Here is an 18,768-nt window from a genome sequence, read left to right on the forward strand (position 1 = left end):
CCTGGCGGCTTCGCCTCAATTAAAAAGTTGAGTAAATAGCTGAGCCTACCCCTCGATACGGCTCAAGAACTCGCGGGTACGCTGCTCGCGTGGATGGTCGATGACCTGCTCGGCAGGACCTTCCTCGACAATACGGCCGCCGTCCATAAAGACCACGCGGTCGGCAACATCGCGCGCAAACTGCATCGCGTGGGTCACGATCACCATCGTCATGTTCTGCGCCGCAAGGTCTTTAATGACACGCAGCACCTCGGCCGTCAGCTCTGGATCGAGCGCCGAGGTCGGCTCATCAAAGAACAAGATTTCCGGGTCGAGCGCCAGGGCGCGGGCAATACTCACGCGCTGCTGCTGGCCGCCCGAAAGCTCGCACGGCACCTTGTTCTCGTTGCCCACAAGCCCCATCTGAGCAATCAGCTCGTGCGCACGAGCTTCCGCCTGCTCGCGCGGGCGCTTAAGCACGCGGATCGGCGCGTCGGTGATGTTTTTCATCACCGTATAGTGCGGAAACAGATTGTAGTTCTGGAACACCAGGCCGAATCGCGAGCGCGCCTGCTTGGGCACATCGCCCTTCGCATACACCGCGCCCGAACCCGCATCCGTCGCGACGGCAAGGCCGCCAAACGAGAGCGAGCCTCCGTCGAGCGTCTCGAGCAGTGTGGCGCAACGCAGCAGCGTGGACTTGCCGCCACCCGAAGGCCCGATAATCGCCACGACCTCGCCACGCTTCACCTCAAGCGAGATATCCTTGAGAACCTCATTGCCGCCAAACGCCTTGCGCGCGCCTTCGATCTTCATCACTGAGTTAGTCATGGTAATAGTCCAGCTTCTTTTCGGCGGCGCCCAGCAGCATCTCGACCACAAAGTTAAAGACCCAGTAGATCAGCGCCGCGATTGCAAACGGCACCATGTTCACTTGCGAGGCAACCAGCGCCTTGGCCGTCGAGAACATCTCGCCCACGCCAATGGCAAATGCCAGCGACGTATCCTTGACCAGCGTGATAATCTCGTTGCCCATCGCCGGCAAAATGCGCTTAGCGACCTGCGGCATCACAATGTACAAAAACGTCTGCAGGCGCGAATAGCCCAGCACCTCGGCAGCCTCGTATTGACCGCGCGGAATGGACTGCAGGCCCGATCGATAGATCTCGGCAAAGTAGCCGGCGTAGTTGATGATGAACGCCACAACGCACGCCGTCCATTTGGAATCGGGTGTGAGCGAGATGCCAAACACGTAGTACGGGGCAAAGTAGATGGCAAACATCTGCAGCATGAGCGGCGTGCCACGCATGACCGAAATGTAGATGCGCGCAATCCAGCGAAGCGGCGCGATTTTGCTCATGCGCATAAACGCCACGGGGATTCCCAGTGGAATCGACCCGAGCAGCGTCAGCACAAACAGCTGCAAGCTGACCAAGAATCCCTGGCCAAGCATCTGCATCATGACTTGGATAGACAACCTACCCTCTCTTTCGCAACAGCAGAACAGCGGATCTTATTCTCAAATAGGCGCAGTGCCCAAGATTGCGAGCGACAAGCCCGACGAAGCGTACTTTGGTACGCGAGGAGGGTTTGAGCGGCAAGATCGGGTTCCTGGGAAAGCCGTTATTTGAGCACCCAATTATCGAAGGAAAGACCGTAATCTGCATACTTGTCGCAGAGGTCCTTAACCGTGCCGTCCTCGTAGAGCGCCTTGAGCGACTCGGTTACAGCATCGGCCGACTTGGTGTCGCCCTTCTTAAAGCCAACGGCGTAGTGCTCGCTGGACAGCGGCTTGTCGAGCTGCGTATAGGCATCGGGCTTGGCGGCGAGCTGATACTGGGCAATCGAAAGGTCGCAAGCCACGGCATCGACCGCGCCGCTCTCGAGCTGCATAAACGCCGTGTTGTACTCACCGATGGTATCGAGCGTGGCAAACGTCGCGGCCAGATCCTTCTGGTCGCCCTCGAGCACATCCTGCGCAGCGGAATCGGTCTGGGTGATCACGGTCTTGCCGGCAAGATCGTCCCAGCTCTTGATGCCCGCATCCTTCTTGACCACGAGCACCTGCTCGTTGAGCATGTACGGCTCGGAGAACGTGTAGTCGTCCTCGCGACCCTCCATGGTAAAGCCGTTCCAGATGCAGTTGATGGCACCCGAGTTGAGCAGCGTATCCTTGGCATCCCAGTCGATGGCCTCGTATTTGACCTCCCAGCCTTGCTTGTCGGCAACGGCCTTGGCAAGGTCGAGGTCAAAACCCGTATATTCGCCATCGTCGCCCACAAAGCCGTACGGAGGATAGGACTTGTCAAAGCCCACCACGAGCTTCTTGGACTCCGCGGCACCCTTCGTATCTTTGGCCGCGGCAGAGCCGGCAGCAGAGCCCTTACCGGCACCGCCGCCACAACCGACAAGACCAAGGCCGAGCACCGTGGCGAGCGAGCCGGCTAGACCAACAAACTGACGACGAGACATATCGGTATTCATGGTATTCCCCCTTGCTGGCACTTTAGTTAAGTAAAGTGAGTCGTGTAACGTTCAGAATCATACACTTTACCTTGATAGAGTACAAGGGAGGATTTGCCCGCCGGGTGCCGGGGCAGGGGTTAAGTTTGCTGCTCTACAGTCCTGCTCACGACGGAGGCCACATTAAGTGGCCTCCTGTTCGTGCGGAACTCGCGACAAATTAAACTCCGCGCCGGGCGCCACTCAGCCGGGAGACAACCTGCTCGGAACCTTAAATAGCCTCCTCTCCAAACGGGCACGTTGAATGCACGGTACAATTGCTTCGGACTTTTCTTTTATTAAATAGTGGGGTTAATTCATGGCAGAATCTCGTGCGGAGCGTAAGGCTCGTCGTGCTTTGATCGAGGCGGCTGAGGGGTCGGGGGAGAAAAAATCTTCTAAGAAATCCAAGGCGTCTCAGGATGCGAAGGGTAAGTCGGCCAAGGGCAAGGCTAAGGCCAAGCGTTCTGGCTCTCGTCGGGGCGGGGATAAGGCATCTCAGACTCGCCCCAAGCACTCGCATAAAGATCCGGCTTCGGCTGCGTGCAAGACTGTGGACCCCAAGTCTCCCTGTTCGATCATGAAAGCTTGCGGTGGGTGCACGGCGCTCAATCGTCCTTATAAGAAGCAGTTGGCGGCCAAGCAGACTGCTATGGAGGAACTGTTTGCTGAGCTCTGTGAGCGCGAGGGCATAACCGTCGATCCCATTCGCGGTATGGGCGTCACCCTAGGCGACCCGGGCAAATATCCTGCGCCGCGCGGTTTTCGTCATAAGGCTGCCACTCCGTTTGCTCCCGGTAAGGAGGGCGCTGTCCGCTGCGGTTTCTTTGAGCGCGGCACGCACAAGATCGTTGCCGTACCCGAGTGTCCTGTCGAGGCGCCGGGTGCTCGTCAGATTCTCAACGGTATCGCTCGCGAGGCCGAACGTCTGCACATTCCCGCCTTTAACGAAGACAAGCATCTGGGGCTGCTTCGCTATGCCGTCGTTCGCTGCGGCTGGCGCACCGACCAGATTATGGTCACCCTCGTGACCGCTCAGCGCGACTTGCCGTATGCGCAGGAGTTCTTTGAGGCCGTCGCCGCACTCGATCCGCATATCGTCACCGTTGCCCAAAACATCAACGGACGCCCCGGCAACGCCATTCTAGGCGAGGAGACCCGCATCGTGCATGGCGCCGAATGCATGCGCGACCAGCTGCTCGGCTGCGACTTCGACATCTCCCCCACCGCGTTCTATCAGACCAACCCGCAACAGACCGAGCTGCTCTACCAGCTCGCCATCGACGGCATGGACCTGCGCCAGGGCGACGTGCTTATGGATGCCTACTGCGGCAGCGGCACCATCGGCCTTTGCGCCGCAAAGGGTGCCCAGGACAAGGGCATTGGCATCATGCTGCTCGGTGTGGAGCGAAACCCCGCGGGCATTGCCGACGCGCGCCGCAATGCCGAGCTCAACGGTCTCACCCGCAGCGCTTGGTTTATGGCCGACGACGCCACCGACTACATCCTCGATGCCGCCGACAACAACGAACGCGTCGACGTCCTTTCCATCGACCCGCCGCGCGCCGGCTCCACCCCCGAGTTCCTCGAAGCCGCCTGCGCACTCAAGCCGCGCCGCATCACCTATATCAGCTGCAACCCCGTGACCCAAGAGCGTGACCTGCACCAGCTCCTCGACGGAGGCTATCGCCTGCTCAAGATCACGCCGGTCGACATGTTCCCCCATACCGACCACACCGAAACCGTAGCGATCCTCGGGCGCCGCTAGCCCACCCCAGTAGATTTTTGGGACATGCCTTAAAATCTACCGGCACAAGAAAGGGGGCGGCCCGTCTGGACCGCCCCCTTTCGTTGGCTATATGAGCCCGTTACATGCTCTTGCGCAGGTCGCACACGCCGGCTGCCGCCATCTCGCGCAGCAGCGTCTCGCGATCGCGCGTCACAATCAGGTCCAGCGGGAAATGAATCTCGTCGAGCATCTTGCGCGCCTGCTCGAGCTTGCCAATCGCCATACCAATGTGCGCGTCGGTCGAGATGCCAATCCCCACGCCCAGCTCGGCGCAGCGCTCGGCAATCTTGCGGCACACACCCCAATGCTCGGCATCGGTACCATGTTCAAGACTATGGTTGTTAATCTCGATAATCTTGTGCTTGGCCTTGGCCGCCAACAGCACCTCATCGATATCAAAGGGAACACCGGCGCGACCCGTGTGGCCCAGCATGAACACCTTGGGGTGCTCCAGGGCATTGATATACATCTCGGTCGTCTGGGCCAGCGTCGCGCCTTCAGCAATCTGTGAATTATGCACGCTTGCCACCAAATAATCCAAATTGCGCGTAACCAAATCGAACAGCGAATGCTGGCGGCTGAACGGATCGCCGGCAATATCGAGCGTGACAGGAGTGTCCTCGCCAAACAGGCTTCCGTCCAACGAAACGATATCGGCCTCGGCACCGCGCAACACCAGCACGCCACTCCAAATGCGAGGCCAGACATCCTGGTTGATAAAGAACTGGTAGCTACACAGGTCATTGGGGCAAGGCGAAACCATAGAGCTCAGATGGTCGGCAGATCCGAGCACCTGCAGGCCACGCTCTGCCGCCCAGTACACATTCTCCTCAATGGTCGAATATGCATGCGCAGAGAACATCGTATGAGTATGGATATCACAAGAAAGCAGGTAGGGCATCGGATCTCCTTATCCGGCATGGCCGTCGCGTATATTCATTGTACGCATAGCCTTCGATAGTCGTAAAACTGCTTCATCCCAATCACACAACGGCATAGACAACGGGGTCTGGCTTAAAACCAAACCCCGTTTCACGTAAAACATTGTAAGCAGAGCGCTTTACTTTCAAAGATATTCGTCGGCCAGTTGCTTCCAGGCAGGCAACGAATTGACGATGGTCTCGTAGCTCACGCAGTAGCCCAAGCGGAACCAGCCCGGCATGCCAAAGCTGTCCGAGGGAACCGCAAGCAGCTCATACTTCTTCGCGCGCTCACAAAAAGCGTTCGCATCGGGCTCCAGCGCCTTCACCCATAGGTAGAACGCGCCATTCGGCTCAACATAGGTGTAGCCGTACTCCGCCAGTGCATCGGTAAGCGCGGTGCGGTTGCGCGCATAGGCCTCGACATCGCTCGGTTCATCAATGCAGTCGATAATCACGCGCTGGAAGAGCGCCGGAGCGCACACGAAGCCCAGCGTACGGGCGGCACCGGCAACGGTGGGCATTAGACGAGCTGCCTGAGGATTCGTATTGGGAACCAGGATCCACCCCACGCGCTCGCCCGGCAGCGACAGCGACTTGGAGTACGAATAGCACACGACGGTGTGCTCGTAAATCGAGGGTACCCAAGGCACCTCGGCGCCGTATACAATCTCGCGATACGGTTCGTCCGAGATCAGCATGATCGGATTCTCGGGATCGCGCTTGGCGTTGACCTCGCACAAAACTTTAGCCAGGCGCGTCAAGGTATCGCGCGTATACACAGCGCCGGTCGGGTTGTTGGGTGAGTCGATAATGACGGCAGCCGTCTTATCGGTAATCGCCTTGAGCACGTTATCCACGCTCAGCTGGAACGTATCTTCATCGGCGAGCGCCTCGACACACGTACAGCCGGCCTTCTCAATCCACACGCGATACTCCGGAAAGTACGGAGCGATAACGATGACCTCGTCGCCCGGATTGGTAATCGCGTTGAGCGTACAGGTGAGCGAAGCCGCCGCACCCACCGTCATAAAGACATCCTTGCCCTCATAGCTCGTGCCAAAGCGGCGGTTGAGCGATTCGGCCACGGCGGTACGGCACTGCGGCAGACCCGGTGCAGGCGTGTATCCATGCAGCTGGTCGCTCGGCAGCTCCAAGGCCTTCTTAATGGACTCAGCCACGGCGGCAGGTGCCGGAACGCTCGGGTTACCCAGTGAGAAATCGAACACGTTTTCCGCGCCGATCTGTGCCTTGCGCTCAAGGCCGTAGCTAAAGATCTCGCGGATGATGGAGCTCTCCGCACCGCGCGCATACATAGTATCGTTGATCATCTGTTCCCCTTTCGCATAGGCGCTATTGTACGCTTTAGCCGAGCAAAGTGCCGCAGCAATGTTGATTGGGGACAGACTTAAATGCGTGAAAACGCTCATTTAAGTCTGTCCCCAATCAACAGATGGCCCATATCGCTCAAAAGAAAAAGCCTCCATAGGTTTCCCCGCGGAGGCTTTTGTGACAAAGATTACTCGTCGACGTCAGTATTGCCGTCGGCCTTCTTTGCGTCAGCAGTCTCGACATCGTCAGCATCCTCAGATGCGACGTCGGCATCCTCCTGCATGGCCGCCTGCGCAAACGCCGCGGCATCAGCCGCCAGCTCCTCCTCGCTCATACGAGGCGCGCGCTTCTTGGTCGGCATGCCGGCCGCCTTGGCATTGCGCTCTTCCTTGGCCGCCAGGATATCGCCCTCGCGCTCAAGGTAGGCATCCCACTCGTTGTCGAGCAGGGCGTTCACGGCGTCACCTTCGACGGTCTCGCGCTCGAGCAGCACGTTCGCCATCAGATCGAGCTGATCGCGACGGGCATCCAAAATCTCGACCGCACGGCGATGGGCTTCGCGCATGATGCGCTGAACCTCGATATCGATGCGACGCGCCGTCTCCTCGGAGTAATCCTGGTGATCAGCGTAATCGCGACCAAGGAACACCTGATGCTGCGCCTCGCCAAACACTTGCGTGCCCAGCTCCTCGCTCATGCCCAGGCGCGTGACCATCTCGCGCGCCATCTTGGTCGCGCGCTCCAGATCGTTGCTCGCGCCCGACGTGATGTCGTCGCACATGAGCTCCTCGGCAACGCGGCCGCCCAAGAACACGGCGAGCTCGTCGAGCATCTCGTTCTTGGTTTTGAGGAAGTGGTCCTCCTGCGGAAGCTGCAGCGTGTAGCCCAGAGCCTGACCGCGGCTGACGATCGAGATCTTGTGGACCGGATCGGAGTGCTCCAGGATGTGGCCCACCAGGGCATGACCGCTCTCGTGGTAGGCAATCGTGGTGCGCTCGGCTTCGGTCATCACGCGACCCTTGCGCTGCGGTCCGGCAATCACGCGCTCCATCGATTCCTCGACCTCGTCCATCGAGATCACGGAACGATGACGGCGGGCAGCCAACAGTGCAGACTCATTGAGCAAGTTCGCCAGGTCGGCGCCGGTAAAGCCAACGGTCATCTGGGCGAGCTTCTCAAACTTAACGTCCTCGTCCATCGGCTTGTTCTCGGCATGCACGCGCAAGATCTGCTCGCGGCCCTTCACGTCCGGACGGTCGACCGTAACCTGGCGGTCAAAACGGCCGGGACGCAGCAGCGCCGGATCCAGAATGTCGGGGCGGTTGGTGGCGGCGATCAGGATGACCGACTCGCTCTCCTCAAAACCGTCCATCTCGACCAGCAGCTGGTTGAGCGTCTGCTCGCGCTCGTCGTGACCGCCGCCCAAGCCGGCTCCGCGCTGACGTCCCACGGCATCGATCTCATCGATGAAGATGATCGACGGGGCCTGGGACTTGGCCTCCTTAAAGAGGTCGCGCACGCGGCTGGCGCCGACGCCCACGAACATCTCGACAAAGTCGGAACCCGAGATGCTAAAGAACGGCACGCCCGCCTCGCCGGCAACGGCCTTGGCCAGCAGGGTCTTACCAGTACCCGGAGGGCCAACCAGCAACACGCCGCGCGGAATCTTGGCGCCCAGCTTTCGATAGCGATCCGGATCGCTCAAAAAGTCGCGAATCTCCTCGAGCTCCTCGACCGCCTCGTCCACACCGGCAACATCCTCAAACTTGACCTTGGGGCGCGTTGCCTCGTTGGTCTTGGCGTTGGTCTTGCCAAACTGCATGTTCCTGTTGTTGGCGCCCATCATCTGGCGCATAAAGTAGAACATGATGGCGATCAGGGCGATCGTCGGCAGCGCGCTCATCGCCAGGTCGCCCCAAAAATCGGGGTCATTGGTGTTGACGATGTACTTGGTATCGGGGTGCTCCGCCATAAGCTCGGCAAGAGAATCGGAGCCGACATAGGTCGAGGAGAAGCTCTTGAGCTCGCTCGTGTCGCCCTTGTCCTTTTTTGTCTTCCAGTAATGACCCGCCACGCTTCCGTCTTGAACCGTATAGGTCAAATCTTCGACGCGATCCTGCTTAATGGCGTTGACCATCTCGCTCGTCGCGAGCTTTACGGTATTGCTGGAATTGGCAAAGCCGGAGCCCATGTTAAAGAAGGCGTAGCCCAGAAGCGCGCAAGCCAAAATAAAATACAGCCAGCCCGTACGCGTGGGCTTCTTGCCTCCGGGCATCCCCGGGATCTTAGGCTCCCGGGGAGTCTGGGAATTGTTATCGTTACGGTCGTCGGGCATCTTACGAATAAACCTCCGGTTTCAAAATGCCCAGATACGGAAGGTTACGATAGCGCTCGGCATAGTCGAGGCCGTAGCCCACCACAAAGGCATCGGGGCAATGGGTTCCAACATACTTGGGCGTGACGGCCGAGGCACGGTCCTCAACGTCCTTCCACAGGAAGGCGGCGACCTCCAGAGAAGCGGGCTTGCGGCTCTCGAGGTTCTTCATCAGATACTTGAGCGTCAGGCCCGAGTCCAGAATGTCCTCGACGATCAGCACGTCGCGGCCACGGATGTCGATATCCAGGTCCTTGATGATACGCACGATGCCGGAGGACTTCACGCCGTCGCCGTAGCTCGAAACAGCCATGAAATCGATGTTGGTCGGCAGCTCGATCTTGCGCATCAGGTCGCCCATAAAGACCACGGCGCCGCGTAGGACCGCGATCAGCACCAGATCCTTACCCACGTAGTCGCGAGTAATCTGCTCGCCTAGGCGAGAAACGATACCGTCGATATCCTCCTGCGTAAACAGAACCTTCTCGATATCCGGATGTTGAGAAGCCATGACAACCCTTTCTTGTGCTTATCGCCCACACACCGCCGTATGGACGCGAACTACACATTCTAGCAGCGCACGGGGTATATTTACCAGCCCGTGCGCCATCAGCGCGGGAATACCGTCAACGTCGCACAGAATAGTAGGCGCAAGGCGCTATTCCGCATCGACTACGCGGAGCAGATATGCCACGCGCGTTGCGGCCGTGCATTTAAAACGCTCGTCGGCCCGAACGCCCGCAACCCACACCACGGCTCCCCCCGGAGCCGTTCTTACCACGGGCACGCCAGAGCGTTCGGAAACGGGAATGCGCGCCTCGTTGAGCAGGTCGGACACTTTCTTGCTTCGACCACTCATTCCCAGCGGGCACATCACATCCCCCGGCACAGGGTTATCCACCCACAAGCGCGCCGATCGAGCCTCAGCGGGAATCTCTCCGCACGAGCCAGCGAGCATCCGATCGCTATCGCGGTCGGCAAAGCCCAAGGCCGCCGCATCCACGATAGCGGCCACCTCTCCGGCAGCCACAAGCTCGCGGGCTCGATGCACGACATCGTATCCCGGCTCAACGGCCATCGGCTCGGCCACCAGCATACGCCCCGCCCCCAAGGACAGGCGCCCGGGAACGGAGATCCAGTCGGCAACTAAGCCCTCGCGCGCCACCGGGGCCTTGAGTGCCAGCATTCCAAACTCCACGCGCGCATCAATTCCCGCCGGGAGTGTGACCGAGCCCGCACCCTCGGCAACACAGGCGAGCACGCGCTCCACATGCCGCATCTCCGGCCGAGCATCGGGGTCGATGCGCTTAATTGCCAGTCGCACCATGCGCCGAGCAATCACCACCTCGGCCGCGGCAAGGCGGCGCGCGTCGAGGACCAGCGCACCCGCCACTTCCTTGCGCAGGCAGCTTCGAAACGCCTGAGCCGAAAGCTGAGACAAAAACGCATCCTCGTCGCCCAGGATCTCGCAAGCGGCACCAATCGTCTTGCAGACGTTCGCGTTGCGCTGTGCCACCACCGGCATCACCCGGTGGCGCACATAGTTGCGCAGGTACGAAACGTCCTCGTTGCTCTCATCCTCCCGCCACGGCTGGCCATGCACCTGCAGATAGTTCACGAGCTCATCATGCGTGAGGTCGAGCAAGGGGCGTACCACGATGTTCCGACGGCGTGGAATGCTCGATAGACCAGCGGGCCCCGACCCCTTAATCGCATTCATCAAAAACGTTTCCGCGCGGTCCGATGAGGTGTGCGCCGTACAGATGCGGGCCGCCGTCCGCGGTGCGCCCGTCTGGGCGCAGAGCTCACGAACGTATCTCCGTGCCGCGGCATAGCGTACCTCGCGGGCAGCCGCCTCGATATTGCCCGATTCATCATCAAAATAGGCATGCTCAACACACAGCGGCAAGCCATATTGCGCGCAGAGCTCGCGCACAAAGGCCTCGTCGCCATCGGACGCCTCACCACGCAGGTGATGATTTACATGCAGTACGTGCAGACGCTCGCGCGCAATGGAAGCGACGCCGCGCCCGTCCATGATATCCAACTTTGATGTGCATGCCATAAGAAGCAAGGCCGTCGAGTCCGCACCACCTGATACCATGAGCACCACAGGAGCAGCCGTCTGCCGCGTCGCCAGGACGTAATCATCCGCCCTCGACGCAGCATGATGTCCATAGTGCTGAGATACCGTTGGCATTCGCTTCCTCCTCTATTCGTCCGCACCCATTGTATCCTTTGGAATCTTATGTCTCGCCTGCACCTTCATATCCTCGGCAGCGGCTCAAAAGGCAACTGCGCGCTCATCGAGGGGCCGCAAGGTCTCATCATGATCGATGATGGCCTGTCCCGCCGCGAGACACTTAAACGCATGGCGGAGCTCGGCCTCTCGGCAGACGACGTTGCCGCGCTTGTAATCACCCATGAGCACACCGACCACATCAAAGGGCTCGATGTATGGTGCAAGCACTGGCATGGTCCCCTCTTTGCCAGCAGGGGCACGCTTTCGTGCAAAGAAACCCTCGCACATCTACCCGTAGAGGAATTTGACCCCGGCGACACGCTTTCCATTGCCGGCATCCGCGTACGAACCTACCCAACATCGCATGATGTCATCAATCCTGTCGGTTATCGATTCGACACTTTCGATGACTCCATTGGCTTTGCCACCGACACCGGAGAGCTAACCAAACAAGCTATAGACACCCTCGAAGACTGCCGAGTTCTTGCACTCGAGAGCAACCACGATGTGGCCATGCTGCGCCAAGGAGATTACCCCCGCTTCCTCCAAGAGCGAATTTTATCTGCAAAAGGCCATCTCTCTAACGACCAAGCCGCCGACGCAGCGCGTGGGCTCGTCACCGATCGCACCGAACAGCTCATTGCGATGCATATCAGCCAAGATAACAATCGCCCGAGCCTTACCGTCAAAAGCTATGCCAAAGCTCTAGCCGCAACCCTGGATAACGAGGTCGGCAGTTCCGCCACCCTTCTCCAAGGATCGCGAAAACTCTCGATACGCCCCACAAGCCAGCATCGACCAGCAACCATTCAATAGTCTGTCCTAGACAGCAAAAGGGGCTGGGAATCGCTTCCCAGCCCCTTTTGTTGTCTTTTAATAGCGCGGAGCACCAACGAAGTTAGTCGATGGAGATCTTCGTAACGTTCTTCTTCTCGACGATCTTGGGAACCGTTACGGTCAGGATGCCGTCAGCATACTTAGCCGAGAGGCCCTCGCTCGAAGCGTCCTTGAGATACACGCCACGCGTCGCGCTGTACGAGCTGAACTCCTTCTGCAGGAAGTTCTTGCCCTCGTTCTCCTCGTCTTCCACAACGTTCACGCTAATGGACAGACGGCCTTCATTAAGCTCAACATCGATGTCATCCTTAGCCACGCCGGTCAGATACGCCTTGACCTCATAACCATCGCCCTTGTCCTCGACATCAACGGGGAACGCCTTGGAAGCAATCGAGTTGTTTGCAAGGTCGGTCATATCATCAAACAGATCGAACAGCGAGCTAGCAGAAGGACGAACGCCAAAAACCGAACGATAAGGAACCATGCTTGCCATGTTTACCACTCCTTTTAAGGATTGCCGAGCCATCTTCTAGGTGACTGGGACTTCTTTTGACGCTCTTATATATGCCCAGACGCTTCTTATATATACATCGACTATAAAGTTTTTTGAGTCTAGTAATATAAGTATATCTAAGTCTTATTGACTAAGGTTTTGTCTGATTAGCGGAATTTGAACTAAGCCTTAAATAATGTATGCAATCTCATCAAAACTAGACGGCTGACTTACAATGGGCGCATAAACGATATTGATGGCGAACTAAGGGCATCATGGACGATCAAAAACAGTACAACACGCTTATGCCGGAGCAGGACGAAGTTTCCAGCCCGCAACCGATTCGATTCCATCGCCCCCACATCTCGCAAGAGCCCATTAATGATCCAGAGCCCGAATATGTGACAAGAAACCGATATCAAACACTCGAAGATGCGCAAACGGGACGCAAGCATATGGGCGTGGCCTCGGGTGACCCTGTGTATCTGAAAGACGCACCATTATCTAACAACAGCGCAGATAGGGATGAGCCGATGAAAGCATCCGCCGCTCATCGACAAAGAGGGCCGCGACCCAAGCAAACCTTAACGCATTCGGCTCGTTATCTCGAGACGCCAAAACAAGGAAAATCAATCTTCGTTTCGTCAAGTAAACGACGCAAGCAACATCGACTGGCAATCCTGCTTTTGATCATTACAGCCATAGCAGTTGCCCTTGTTATTCGTTTTATTTTCTTTAAATAAAAGCTCAATACCAAAAAGAATTAAATCGTCTGGCGTAAATGAGTCATTTATGCCCCGTAAACGCAAAAAAAGGGGGAGGCCGCGAGGCCTCCCCCTTCTCCATTTCCTCTGACGGCTCGGTGCCGTCCACCGGTCAGCGGCGCCCTGGCCTCCCACGGGCTGGCCCCGCAGTACTCTCGGCGCGATGGGGCTTAGCTTCCGGGTTCGGAACGGGACCGGGCGTGCCCCCCATGCTCTGGCCGCTGACCGGTGGGCGGCGCCCACCGTTACGGTGTCCTGGGTCTCATCTACGTGCCCTGGGGGCCGCATGGCGCATAGGAGGAGTCGACTCGGGGGCATCCTCGTGCCCGGACCGCGCATGAGCGCTCAGTCCCGCGGGCCGCGAGGTGCGGTTCCGGAAGAGCTCGGGCGATTAGTGCGGCTCGGCTGAGGGCGTCGCCGCCCTTGCACCTGCCGTCTATCGACCAGGTAGTCTACCTGGGCCCTTACCGGAAGGAGAACTAATCCCTGGAACGGCTTCCCGCTTAGATGCCTTCAGCGGTTATCCGCGCCGCACGCGGCTACCCGGCCGTGCCGTTGGTCGACAACCGGTTCACCGGAGGTGCGTCCACCCCGGTCCTCTCGTACTGGGGGCAGCCTCCATCGATTCTCCTGCGCCCACGGAGGATAGGGACCGAACTGTCTCACGACGTTCTGAACCCAGCTCGCGTACCGCTTTAAACGGCGAACAGCCGTACCCTTGGGACCTGCTCCAGCCCCAGGATGCGATGAGCCGACATCGAGGTGCCAAACCTTGCCGTCGATGTGGACTCTTGGGCAAGATCAGCCTGTTATCCCCGGAGTACCTTTTATCCGTTGAGCGACGGCCCACCCACTCGGGGCCGCCGGATCACTAGAGCCTGCTTTCGCACCTGCTCGGCTCGTGGGCCTCGCAGTCAAGCCCGCTTGTACTCTTGCATTCAAAAGGACGGTTGCCGACCGTCCCGAGCGGACCTTCGCGCGCCTCCGTTACCCTTTAGGAGGCGACCGCCCCAGTCAAACTGCCCGCCTGGCACGGTCCCCGAGCCGGGTGACGGCCTCGGGTTAGGACGCCGGTCGCGCGAGGGCAGTATTCCAAGGGCGGCTCCCCGGGGGCTGGCGCCTCCGGATCGATGCCTCCTGCCTATCCTCTACACGCGGGACCAGCGGCCAATGCCAAGCTGCAGTGAAGGTTCACGGGGTCTTTCCGTCCTTCCGCGGGTAAGTCGCATCTTCACGACCAGTGCAATTTCACCGGGTCCATGGTCGAGACAGCGCCCAAGTCGTTGCGCCTTTCGTGCAGGTCGGAACTTACCCGACAAGGAATTTCGCTACCTTAGGACCGTTATAGTTACGGCCGCCGTTTACCGGGGCTTGGCTTCGGGGCTTCGCGCGATGCGCTAACTCCTCCGCGTGACCTTCCGGCACCGGGCAGGCGTCAGACCCTATACGTCGCCTTGCGGCTTCTGCAGAGTCCTGTGTTTTTGGTAAACAGTCGCTTGGGCCTCTCCACTGCGGCCCGCCTCCGCTCCCCGGGCAAGCCGGTTCACGTACGCGCGGGCACCCCTTCTCCCGAAGTTACGGGGCCATTGTGCCGAGTTCCTTGACCATGGTTGACCCGATCGCCTCGGTATGTTCTACCCACCCACCTGTGTCGGTTTGCGGTACGGGCGCGCACGCGCCTGCCTAGGGGTTTTTCTAGGGACCTCGGGCTCACTCGCTTCGCTCAGTCGCTTCGTCCGGAGCCTCGCCCTCGTGCGGACCGGATTTCCCTGGTCCGCGGGCCGCGCTCCATCACGGGGACGTCCAGAACCCCGCCGAGCCACCCCCATCCGTCGCCCCGTCGGTCGTAGCGCCGCGTGCGCGGTGCAGGAATGTCTGCCTGCTGCGCGTCGGCTACGCCTCCCGGCCTCGCCTTAGCCCCCGACTGACCCTGGGAGGATTAGCCTTGCCCAGGAAACCTCGGGTTCACGGCGGACGAGTTACTCTCTCGTCTCTCGCTACTCATGCCAGCATTCTCACTCCCATGCGCTCCACCGCCGGTCGCCCGGCGGCTTCCCCGCCCATGGGAAGCTCCCCTACCGATTCTGAAAATCAAAATCCCGCCGCTTCGGTGTCCAGCTTAGCCCCGTGTATTGTCGGCGCATGTCCACTCGACCAGTGAGCTGTTACGCACTCTTTGAATGCATGGCTGCTTCTAAGCCAACATCCTGGTTGTCTGGGCGGACGCACATCCTTTGCCACTCGGCTGGAACTTGGGGACCTTAGCGGGCGGTCCGGGCTGTTTCCCTCTCGAGCACACAGCTTAGCCCACATGCTCTGACTGCCGCGCTCTGGGCCGCCGGCATTCGGAGTTCGGTTGGATTCGGTAGGCGGCGAAGCCCCCTCGTCCATCCGGTGCTCTACCTCCGGCGGTGAACGCGCGACGCTAGCCCTAAAGCTATTTCGGGGAGAACGAGATATCTCCGGGTTTGATTGGCCTTTCACCCCTATCCGCAGGTCATCGCCGCCGTTTTCAACCGACGTGCGTTCGGCCCTCCACGGGGTCTTACCCCCGCTTCAGCCTGCCCACGGATAGCTCACCCGGCTTCGCGTCCGCGGCGCGGGACTCAAGTCGCCCTGTTAAGGCTCGCTTTCGCTTCGGCTCCCTTCCGGTTAACCTCGCCCCGCGCCAGCGACTCGCTGGCTCATTCTACAAAAGGCACGCCGTCACACCCCGAAGGGTGCTCCGACTGCTCGTGGGCGCACGGTTTCAGGTACTGTTTCACTCCCCTCCCGGGGTGCTTTTCACCTTTCCCTCACGGTACTGGTGCGCTATCGGTCACAGGGTAGTACTCAGGCTTGGATGGTGGTCCACCCAGGTTCGGACCGGGTTTCACGTGCCCGGCCCTACTCAGGGACCGCGTCGCGCCGTCCGGTCTGGGTTCGCGTACGGGGCTGTCACCCGCTGCGGCCGGCCCTCCCATGCCGTTCCGCTCCCCAGCCGGACCTGCGCCCGGGGGCGGCAGCCCCCGGATGCGCGGCCCTGCAACCCCGCCGGCGGAACCCCTGCCGGGTATCCCCGCTCGACGGTTTGGCCATCGGTCCCCTTTCGCTCGCCGCTACTCGGGGAGTCTCGAGATTGATTTCCTCTCCTCCGGGTACTTAGATGTTTCAGTTCCCCGGGTTGTCCTCCCCGCCCCTATGCGTTCGGGGTGGGGATATGCACACCGCTGTGCATGGGTTCGCCCATTCGGAGACCCCCGGGTCGAAGGATGTGTGCTCCTCGCCGGGGATTATCGCAGCTTGCCGCGTCCTTCATCGGCTCCCTGTGCCAAGGCATCCGCCGTGCGCCCGTGGTATCTTGCGGGACCGCATCGGGCCCGCGGGATATCCACGTGTCGCTAAAGTTAATTAATCGATATCATTAATAGCGCTCGTATGTCGCAATTCGGGTATCTCATACCGCGGCACAGTAGTTGACTGCGCTCGCGATCAGATGCTCCTCACTCATAAATAAGTGAATTCTTCTTGTTTGGATCGGATGAATGATTGCTATCATTCTTTGATTTAATCGCAGAAAAGAATCGAGTCTGGAAGATTCGGATCTTCCATCTCTCTCCTATCGCTATGCGGCTCTCAAGGTACGCGGGTGCGACCCCGGGGACCGGGTGCTGCGGGGACGTATCCTGGCGGACATCTACCGGACGGGCTCCTGCCCTCCATTCGAGTTAAAGTTTGTCTCTCTAGAAGATTTATCTCCCTAGAAAGGAGGTGATCCAGCCGCACCTTCCGGTACGGCTACCTTGTTACGACTTCACCCCCCTCACCCTCCACACCTTCGGCGCCTCCCCCCTAGACGGTTGGGCCGGCGACTTCGGGTGCAGACGACTCGGGTGGTGTGACGGGCGGTGTGTACAAGGCCCGGGAACGCATTCACCGCGGCATGCTGATCCGCGATTACTAGCAACTCCGACTTCATGGGGGCGGGTTGCAGCCCCCAATCCGAACTGGGGCCGGCTTTCCGGGATCCGCTCCCCCTCGCGGGGTGGCATCCCTCTGTACCGGCCATTGTAGCACGTGTGCAGCCCAGGGCATAAGGGGCATGATGACTTGACGTCGTCCCCGCCCTCCTCCGCCTTGACGGCGGCGGTCCCGCGTGGGTTCCCGGCATCACCCGATGGCAACACGCGGCGGGGGTTGCGCTCGTTGCGGGACTTAACCCAACATCTCACGACACGAGCTGACGACAGCCATGCACCACCTGTATGGGCTCCTCTCGGCCACGGGGTCTCCCCCGCTTCACCCATATGTCAAGCCCTGGTAAGGTTCTTCGCGTTGCTTCGAATTAAGCCACATGCTCCGCTGCTTGTGCGGGCCCCCGTCAATTCCTTTGAGTTTTAGCCTTGCGGCCGTACTCCCCAGGCGGGACGCTTAATGCGTTGGCTGCGGCACGGGGGGATCGCCCCCCCACACCTAGCGTCCATCGTTTACGGCTGGGACTACCAGGGTATCTAATCCTGTTCGCTCCCCCAGCTTTCGCGCCTCAGCGTCGGTCTCGGCCCAGAGGGCCGCCTTCGCCACCGGTGTTCCACCCGATATCTGCGCATTCCACCGCTACACCGGGTGTTCCACCCTCCCCTACCGGACCCAAGCCGCGGAGGTTCCGGGGGCTTCGGGGGGTTGAGCCCCCCGCTTCGACCCCCGGCCTGCCGGGCCGCCTACGCGCGCTTTACGCCCAATGAATCCGGATAACGCTCGCCCCCTACGTATTACCGCGGCTGCTGGCACGTAGTTAGCCGGGGCTTCTTCTGCAGGTACAGTCTCTTCTCTTCCCTGCTGAAAGCGGTTTACGACCCGAAGGCCTCCGTCCCGCACGCGGCGTCGCTGCGTCAGGGTTCCCCCCATTGCGCAAGATTCCCCACTGCTGCCTCCCGTAGGAGTCTGGGCCGTGTCTCAGTCCCAATCTGGCCGGTCGGTCTCTCAACCCGGCTACCCGTTGTCGGCACGGTGGGCCGTCACCCCGCCGTCTACCTGATGGGCCGCGGAGCCATCCCCTCCCGTCGGGGCTTTAGCCGGGGTGCCATGCGGCACCCCGGGGTATCCGGTATTACCCGTCCTTTCGGGCGGCTATCCCGGGGGAGGGGGCAGGTTCTCCACGTGTTACTCAGCCGTTCGCCACTCGCTTCTGCCCGAGGGCAGGTGCCGTTCGACTTGCATGTGTTAGGCGCGCCGCCAGCGTTCATCCTGAGCCAGGATCGAACTCTCCGTCCAAAATAAATGGGCCTCGAGCCCGTCCGGTCCTCACAACTGTTACGCTGATCGGTTCCGTTCGATTCATATGGTTCTGTTTGATAGGAAAAGGAATTTCTCGGGGCCGCCTCTCGGCGGCCTTGCGAAAAACAAAACCAAGTCAGACCATTTCAAATGGTTCGATGTCTGCCCGGATGCGACACTGAATGTGTCCATCCTCGCAGTATCCGGTTCTCAAGGTGCACGCCTGCGCGGTCCATCCGGTTCGACCGGGCCGCGCGGCAAGGAGATATATTGCCAGACCGGA

The 18,768-nt window shown here is 59.8% G+C and carries 13 protein-coding genes and 3 rRNA genes; 4 read left to right on the forward strand and 12 right to left on the reverse strand.

All coding sequences use genetic code 11. The annotated features are described in order from the left end of the window. Positions 1-45: 45 nt before the first annotated feature. The 3 genes from DXD94_RS08675 to DXD94_RS08685 form a co-directional block, all read right to left on the reverse strand. Positions 46-810, reverse strand: a complete 765-nt coding sequence (locus DXD94_RS08675; protein WP_117743432.1) for an amino acid ABC transporter ATP-binding protein — start codon at positions 808-810, stop codon at positions 46-48. After that, positions 803-1,456, reverse strand: a complete 654-nt coding sequence (locus DXD94_RS08680; RefSeq protein WP_233505102.1) for an amino acid ABC transporter permease — start codon at positions 1,454-1,456, stop codon at positions 803-805. The genes DXD94_RS08675 and DXD94_RS08680 overlap by 8 nt, the downstream gene beginning before the upstream one ends. A gap of 146 nt (positions 1,457-1,602) precedes the next feature. Beyond that, positions 1,603-2,463 carry a transporter substrate-binding domain-containing protein gene (locus tag DXD94_RS08685; RefSeq protein ID WP_117763827.1) on the reverse strand — a complete coding sequence of 287 codons (861 nt, stop codon included), beginning with the start codon at positions 2,461-2,463 and terminating at the stop codon, positions 1,603-1,605. A gap of 337 nt (positions 2,464-2,800) precedes the next feature. Between DXD94_RS08685 and rlmD the strand changes: the two genes are divergently transcribed. Beyond that, complete coding sequence (gene rlmD / locus DXD94_RS08690) at positions 2,801-4,249, forward strand: 23S rRNA (uracil(1939)-C(5))-methyltransferase RlmD (RefSeq protein ID WP_117763828.1); 1,449 nt, start codon at positions 2,801-2,803, stop codon at positions 4,247-4,249. A 100-nt stretch (positions 4,250-4,349) separates the two neighbouring features. On the opposite strand, the gene DXD94_RS08695 is transcribed toward rlmD, so the two are convergent. From DXD94_RS08695 to tilS, 5 genes are all read right to left on the reverse strand, one after another. Further along, a complete protein-coding gene (locus tag DXD94_RS08695; protein WP_117763829.1) occupies positions 4,350-5,171 on the reverse strand; it encodes a phosphatase in 822 nt (273 codons plus the stop codon). 165 nt (positions 5,172-5,336) lie between these two features. Continuing rightward, the gene (locus DXD94_RS08700) at positions 5,337-6,521 is read right to left on the reverse strand and encodes a pyridoxal phosphate-dependent aminotransferase (protein WP_117743429.1); all 1,185 of its coding nucleotides are present in this window, start codon (positions 6,519-6,521) and stop codon (positions 5,337-5,339) included. A 188-nt stretch (positions 6,522-6,709) separates the two neighbouring features. Next, positions 6,710-8,857: an ATP-dependent zinc metalloprotease FtsH gene (gene ftsH, locus DXD94_RS08705; protein WP_117763830.1), complete on the reverse strand. Its 2,148-nt coding sequence runs from the start codon at positions 8,855-8,857 to the stop codon at positions 6,710-6,712. 1 nt (position 8,858) lies between these two features. Beyond that, positions 8,859-9,407, reverse strand: a complete 549-nt coding sequence (gene hpt, locus DXD94_RS08710) for a hypoxanthine phosphoribosyltransferase (RefSeq protein WP_117734837.1) — start codon at positions 9,405-9,407, stop codon at positions 8,859-8,861. A 147-nt stretch (positions 9,408-9,554) separates the two neighbouring features. Next, entirely contained in the window at positions 9,555-11,096 is a 1,542-nt protein-coding gene (gene tilS / locus DXD94_RS08715; RefSeq protein ID WP_199568424.1) for a tRNA lysidine(34) synthetase TilS, read from the reverse strand. A 48-nt stretch (positions 11,097-11,144) separates the two neighbouring features. On the opposite strand from tilS, the gene DXD94_RS08720 reads away from it, so the two are divergent. Continuing rightward, positions 11,145-11,954 (forward strand): MBL fold metallo-hydrolase, encoded by an 810-nt coding sequence (locus DXD94_RS08720; protein ID WP_117763831.1) that lies wholly within the window; start codon positions 11,145-11,147, stop codon positions 11,952-11,954. An 82-nt stretch (positions 11,955-12,036) separates the two neighbouring features. Here DXD94_RS08720 and DXD94_RS08725 read toward each other — a convergent pair whose 3' ends face one another. Continuing rightward, entirely contained in the window at positions 12,037-12,468 is a 432-nt protein-coding gene (locus DXD94_RS08725) for an Hsp20/alpha crystallin family protein (protein WP_055251783.1), read from the reverse strand. Positions 12,469-12,743: 275 nt separating this feature from the next. Here DXD94_RS08725 and DXD94_RS09590 point away from each other — a divergent pair, with 275 nt between their 5' ends. Then, the gene (locus tag DXD94_RS09590; protein WP_147347142.1) at positions 12,744-13,211 is read left to right on the forward strand and encodes a hypothetical protein; all 468 of its coding nucleotides are present in this window, start codon (positions 12,744-12,746) and stop codon (positions 13,209-13,211) included. A gap of 131 nt (positions 13,212-13,342) precedes the next feature. On the opposite strand, the gene rrf is transcribed toward DXD94_RS09590, so the two are convergent. The 3 genes from rrf to DXD94_RS08740 form a co-directional block, all read right to left on the reverse strand. Beyond that, positions 13,343-13,458, reverse strand: a 5S ribosomal RNA gene (gene rrf, locus DXD94_RS08730). A 145-nt stretch (positions 13,459-13,603) separates the two neighbouring features. Further along, positions 13,604-16,578, reverse strand: a 23S ribosomal RNA gene (locus DXD94_RS08735). Positions 16,579-16,975: 397 nt separating this feature from the next. Further along, positions 16,976-18,482: ribosomal RNA gene (locus DXD94_RS08740) — 16S ribosomal RNA — on the reverse strand. The 16S, 23S and 5S rRNA genes sit together here, the layout of an rRNA operon. A 67-nt stretch (positions 18,483-18,549) precedes the next feature. Between DXD94_RS08740 and DXD94_RS09895 the strand changes: the two genes are divergently transcribed. After that, the coding region (locus tag DXD94_RS09895; protein ID WP_233540357.1) for a hypothetical protein at positions 18,550-18,768 on the forward strand (219 nt) is incomplete at its 3' end.

It is taken from the genome of Collinsella sp. TM10-22 (assembly GCF_003466125.1).
Classification (GTDB): domain Bacteria; phylum Actinomycetota; class Coriobacteriia; order Coriobacteriales; family Coriobacteriaceae; genus Collinsella.

What these genes read in the sequence shown, in the direction of transcription:
- DXD94_RS08675 (WP_117743432.1), bottom strand. Translation starts at nt 810, where the DNA reads ATGACTAACTCAGTGATGAAGATCGAAGGCGCGCGCAAGGCGTTTGGC.
- DXD94_RS08685 (WP_117763827.1), bottom strand. Translation starts at nt 2,463, where the DNA reads ATGAATACCGATATGTCTCGTCGTCAGTTTGTTGGTCTAGCCGGCTCG.
- rlmD (WP_117763828.1), top strand. Translation starts at nt 2,801, where the DNA reads ATGGCAGAATCTCGTGCGGAGCGTAAGGCTCGTCGTGCTTTGATCGAG.
- DXD94_RS08695 (WP_117763829.1), bottom strand. Translation starts at nt 5,171, where the DNA reads ATGCCCTACCTGCTTTCTTGTGATATCCATACTCATACGATGTTCTCT.
- DXD94_RS08700 (WP_117743429.1), bottom strand. Translation starts at nt 6,521, where the DNA reads ATGATCAACGATACTATGTATGCGCGCGGTGCGGAGAGCTCCATCATC.
- ftsH (WP_117763830.1), bottom strand. Translation starts at nt 8,857, where the DNA reads ATGCCCGACGACCGTAACGATAACAATTCCCAGACTCCCCGGGAGCCT.
- hpt (WP_117734837.1), bottom strand. Translation starts at nt 9,407, where the DNA reads ATGGCTTCTCAACATCCGGATATCGAGAAGGTTCTGTTTACGCAGGAG.
- tilS (WP_199568424.1), bottom strand. Translation starts at nt 11,096, where the DNA reads ATGCCAACGGTATCTCAGCACTATGGACATCATGCTGCGTCGAGGGCG.
- DXD94_RS08720 (WP_117763831.1), top strand. Translation starts at nt 11,145, where the DNA reads ATGTCTCGCCTGCACCTTCATATCCTCGGCAGCGGCTCAAAAGGCAAC.
- DXD94_RS08725 (WP_055251783.1), bottom strand. Translation starts at nt 12,468, where the DNA reads ATGGCAAGCATGGTTCCTTATCGTTCGGTTTTTGGCGTTCGTCCTTCT.
- DXD94_RS09590 (WP_147347142.1), top strand. Translation starts at nt 12,744, where the DNA reads ATGGACGATCAAAAACAGTACAACACGCTTATGCCGGAGCAGGACGAA.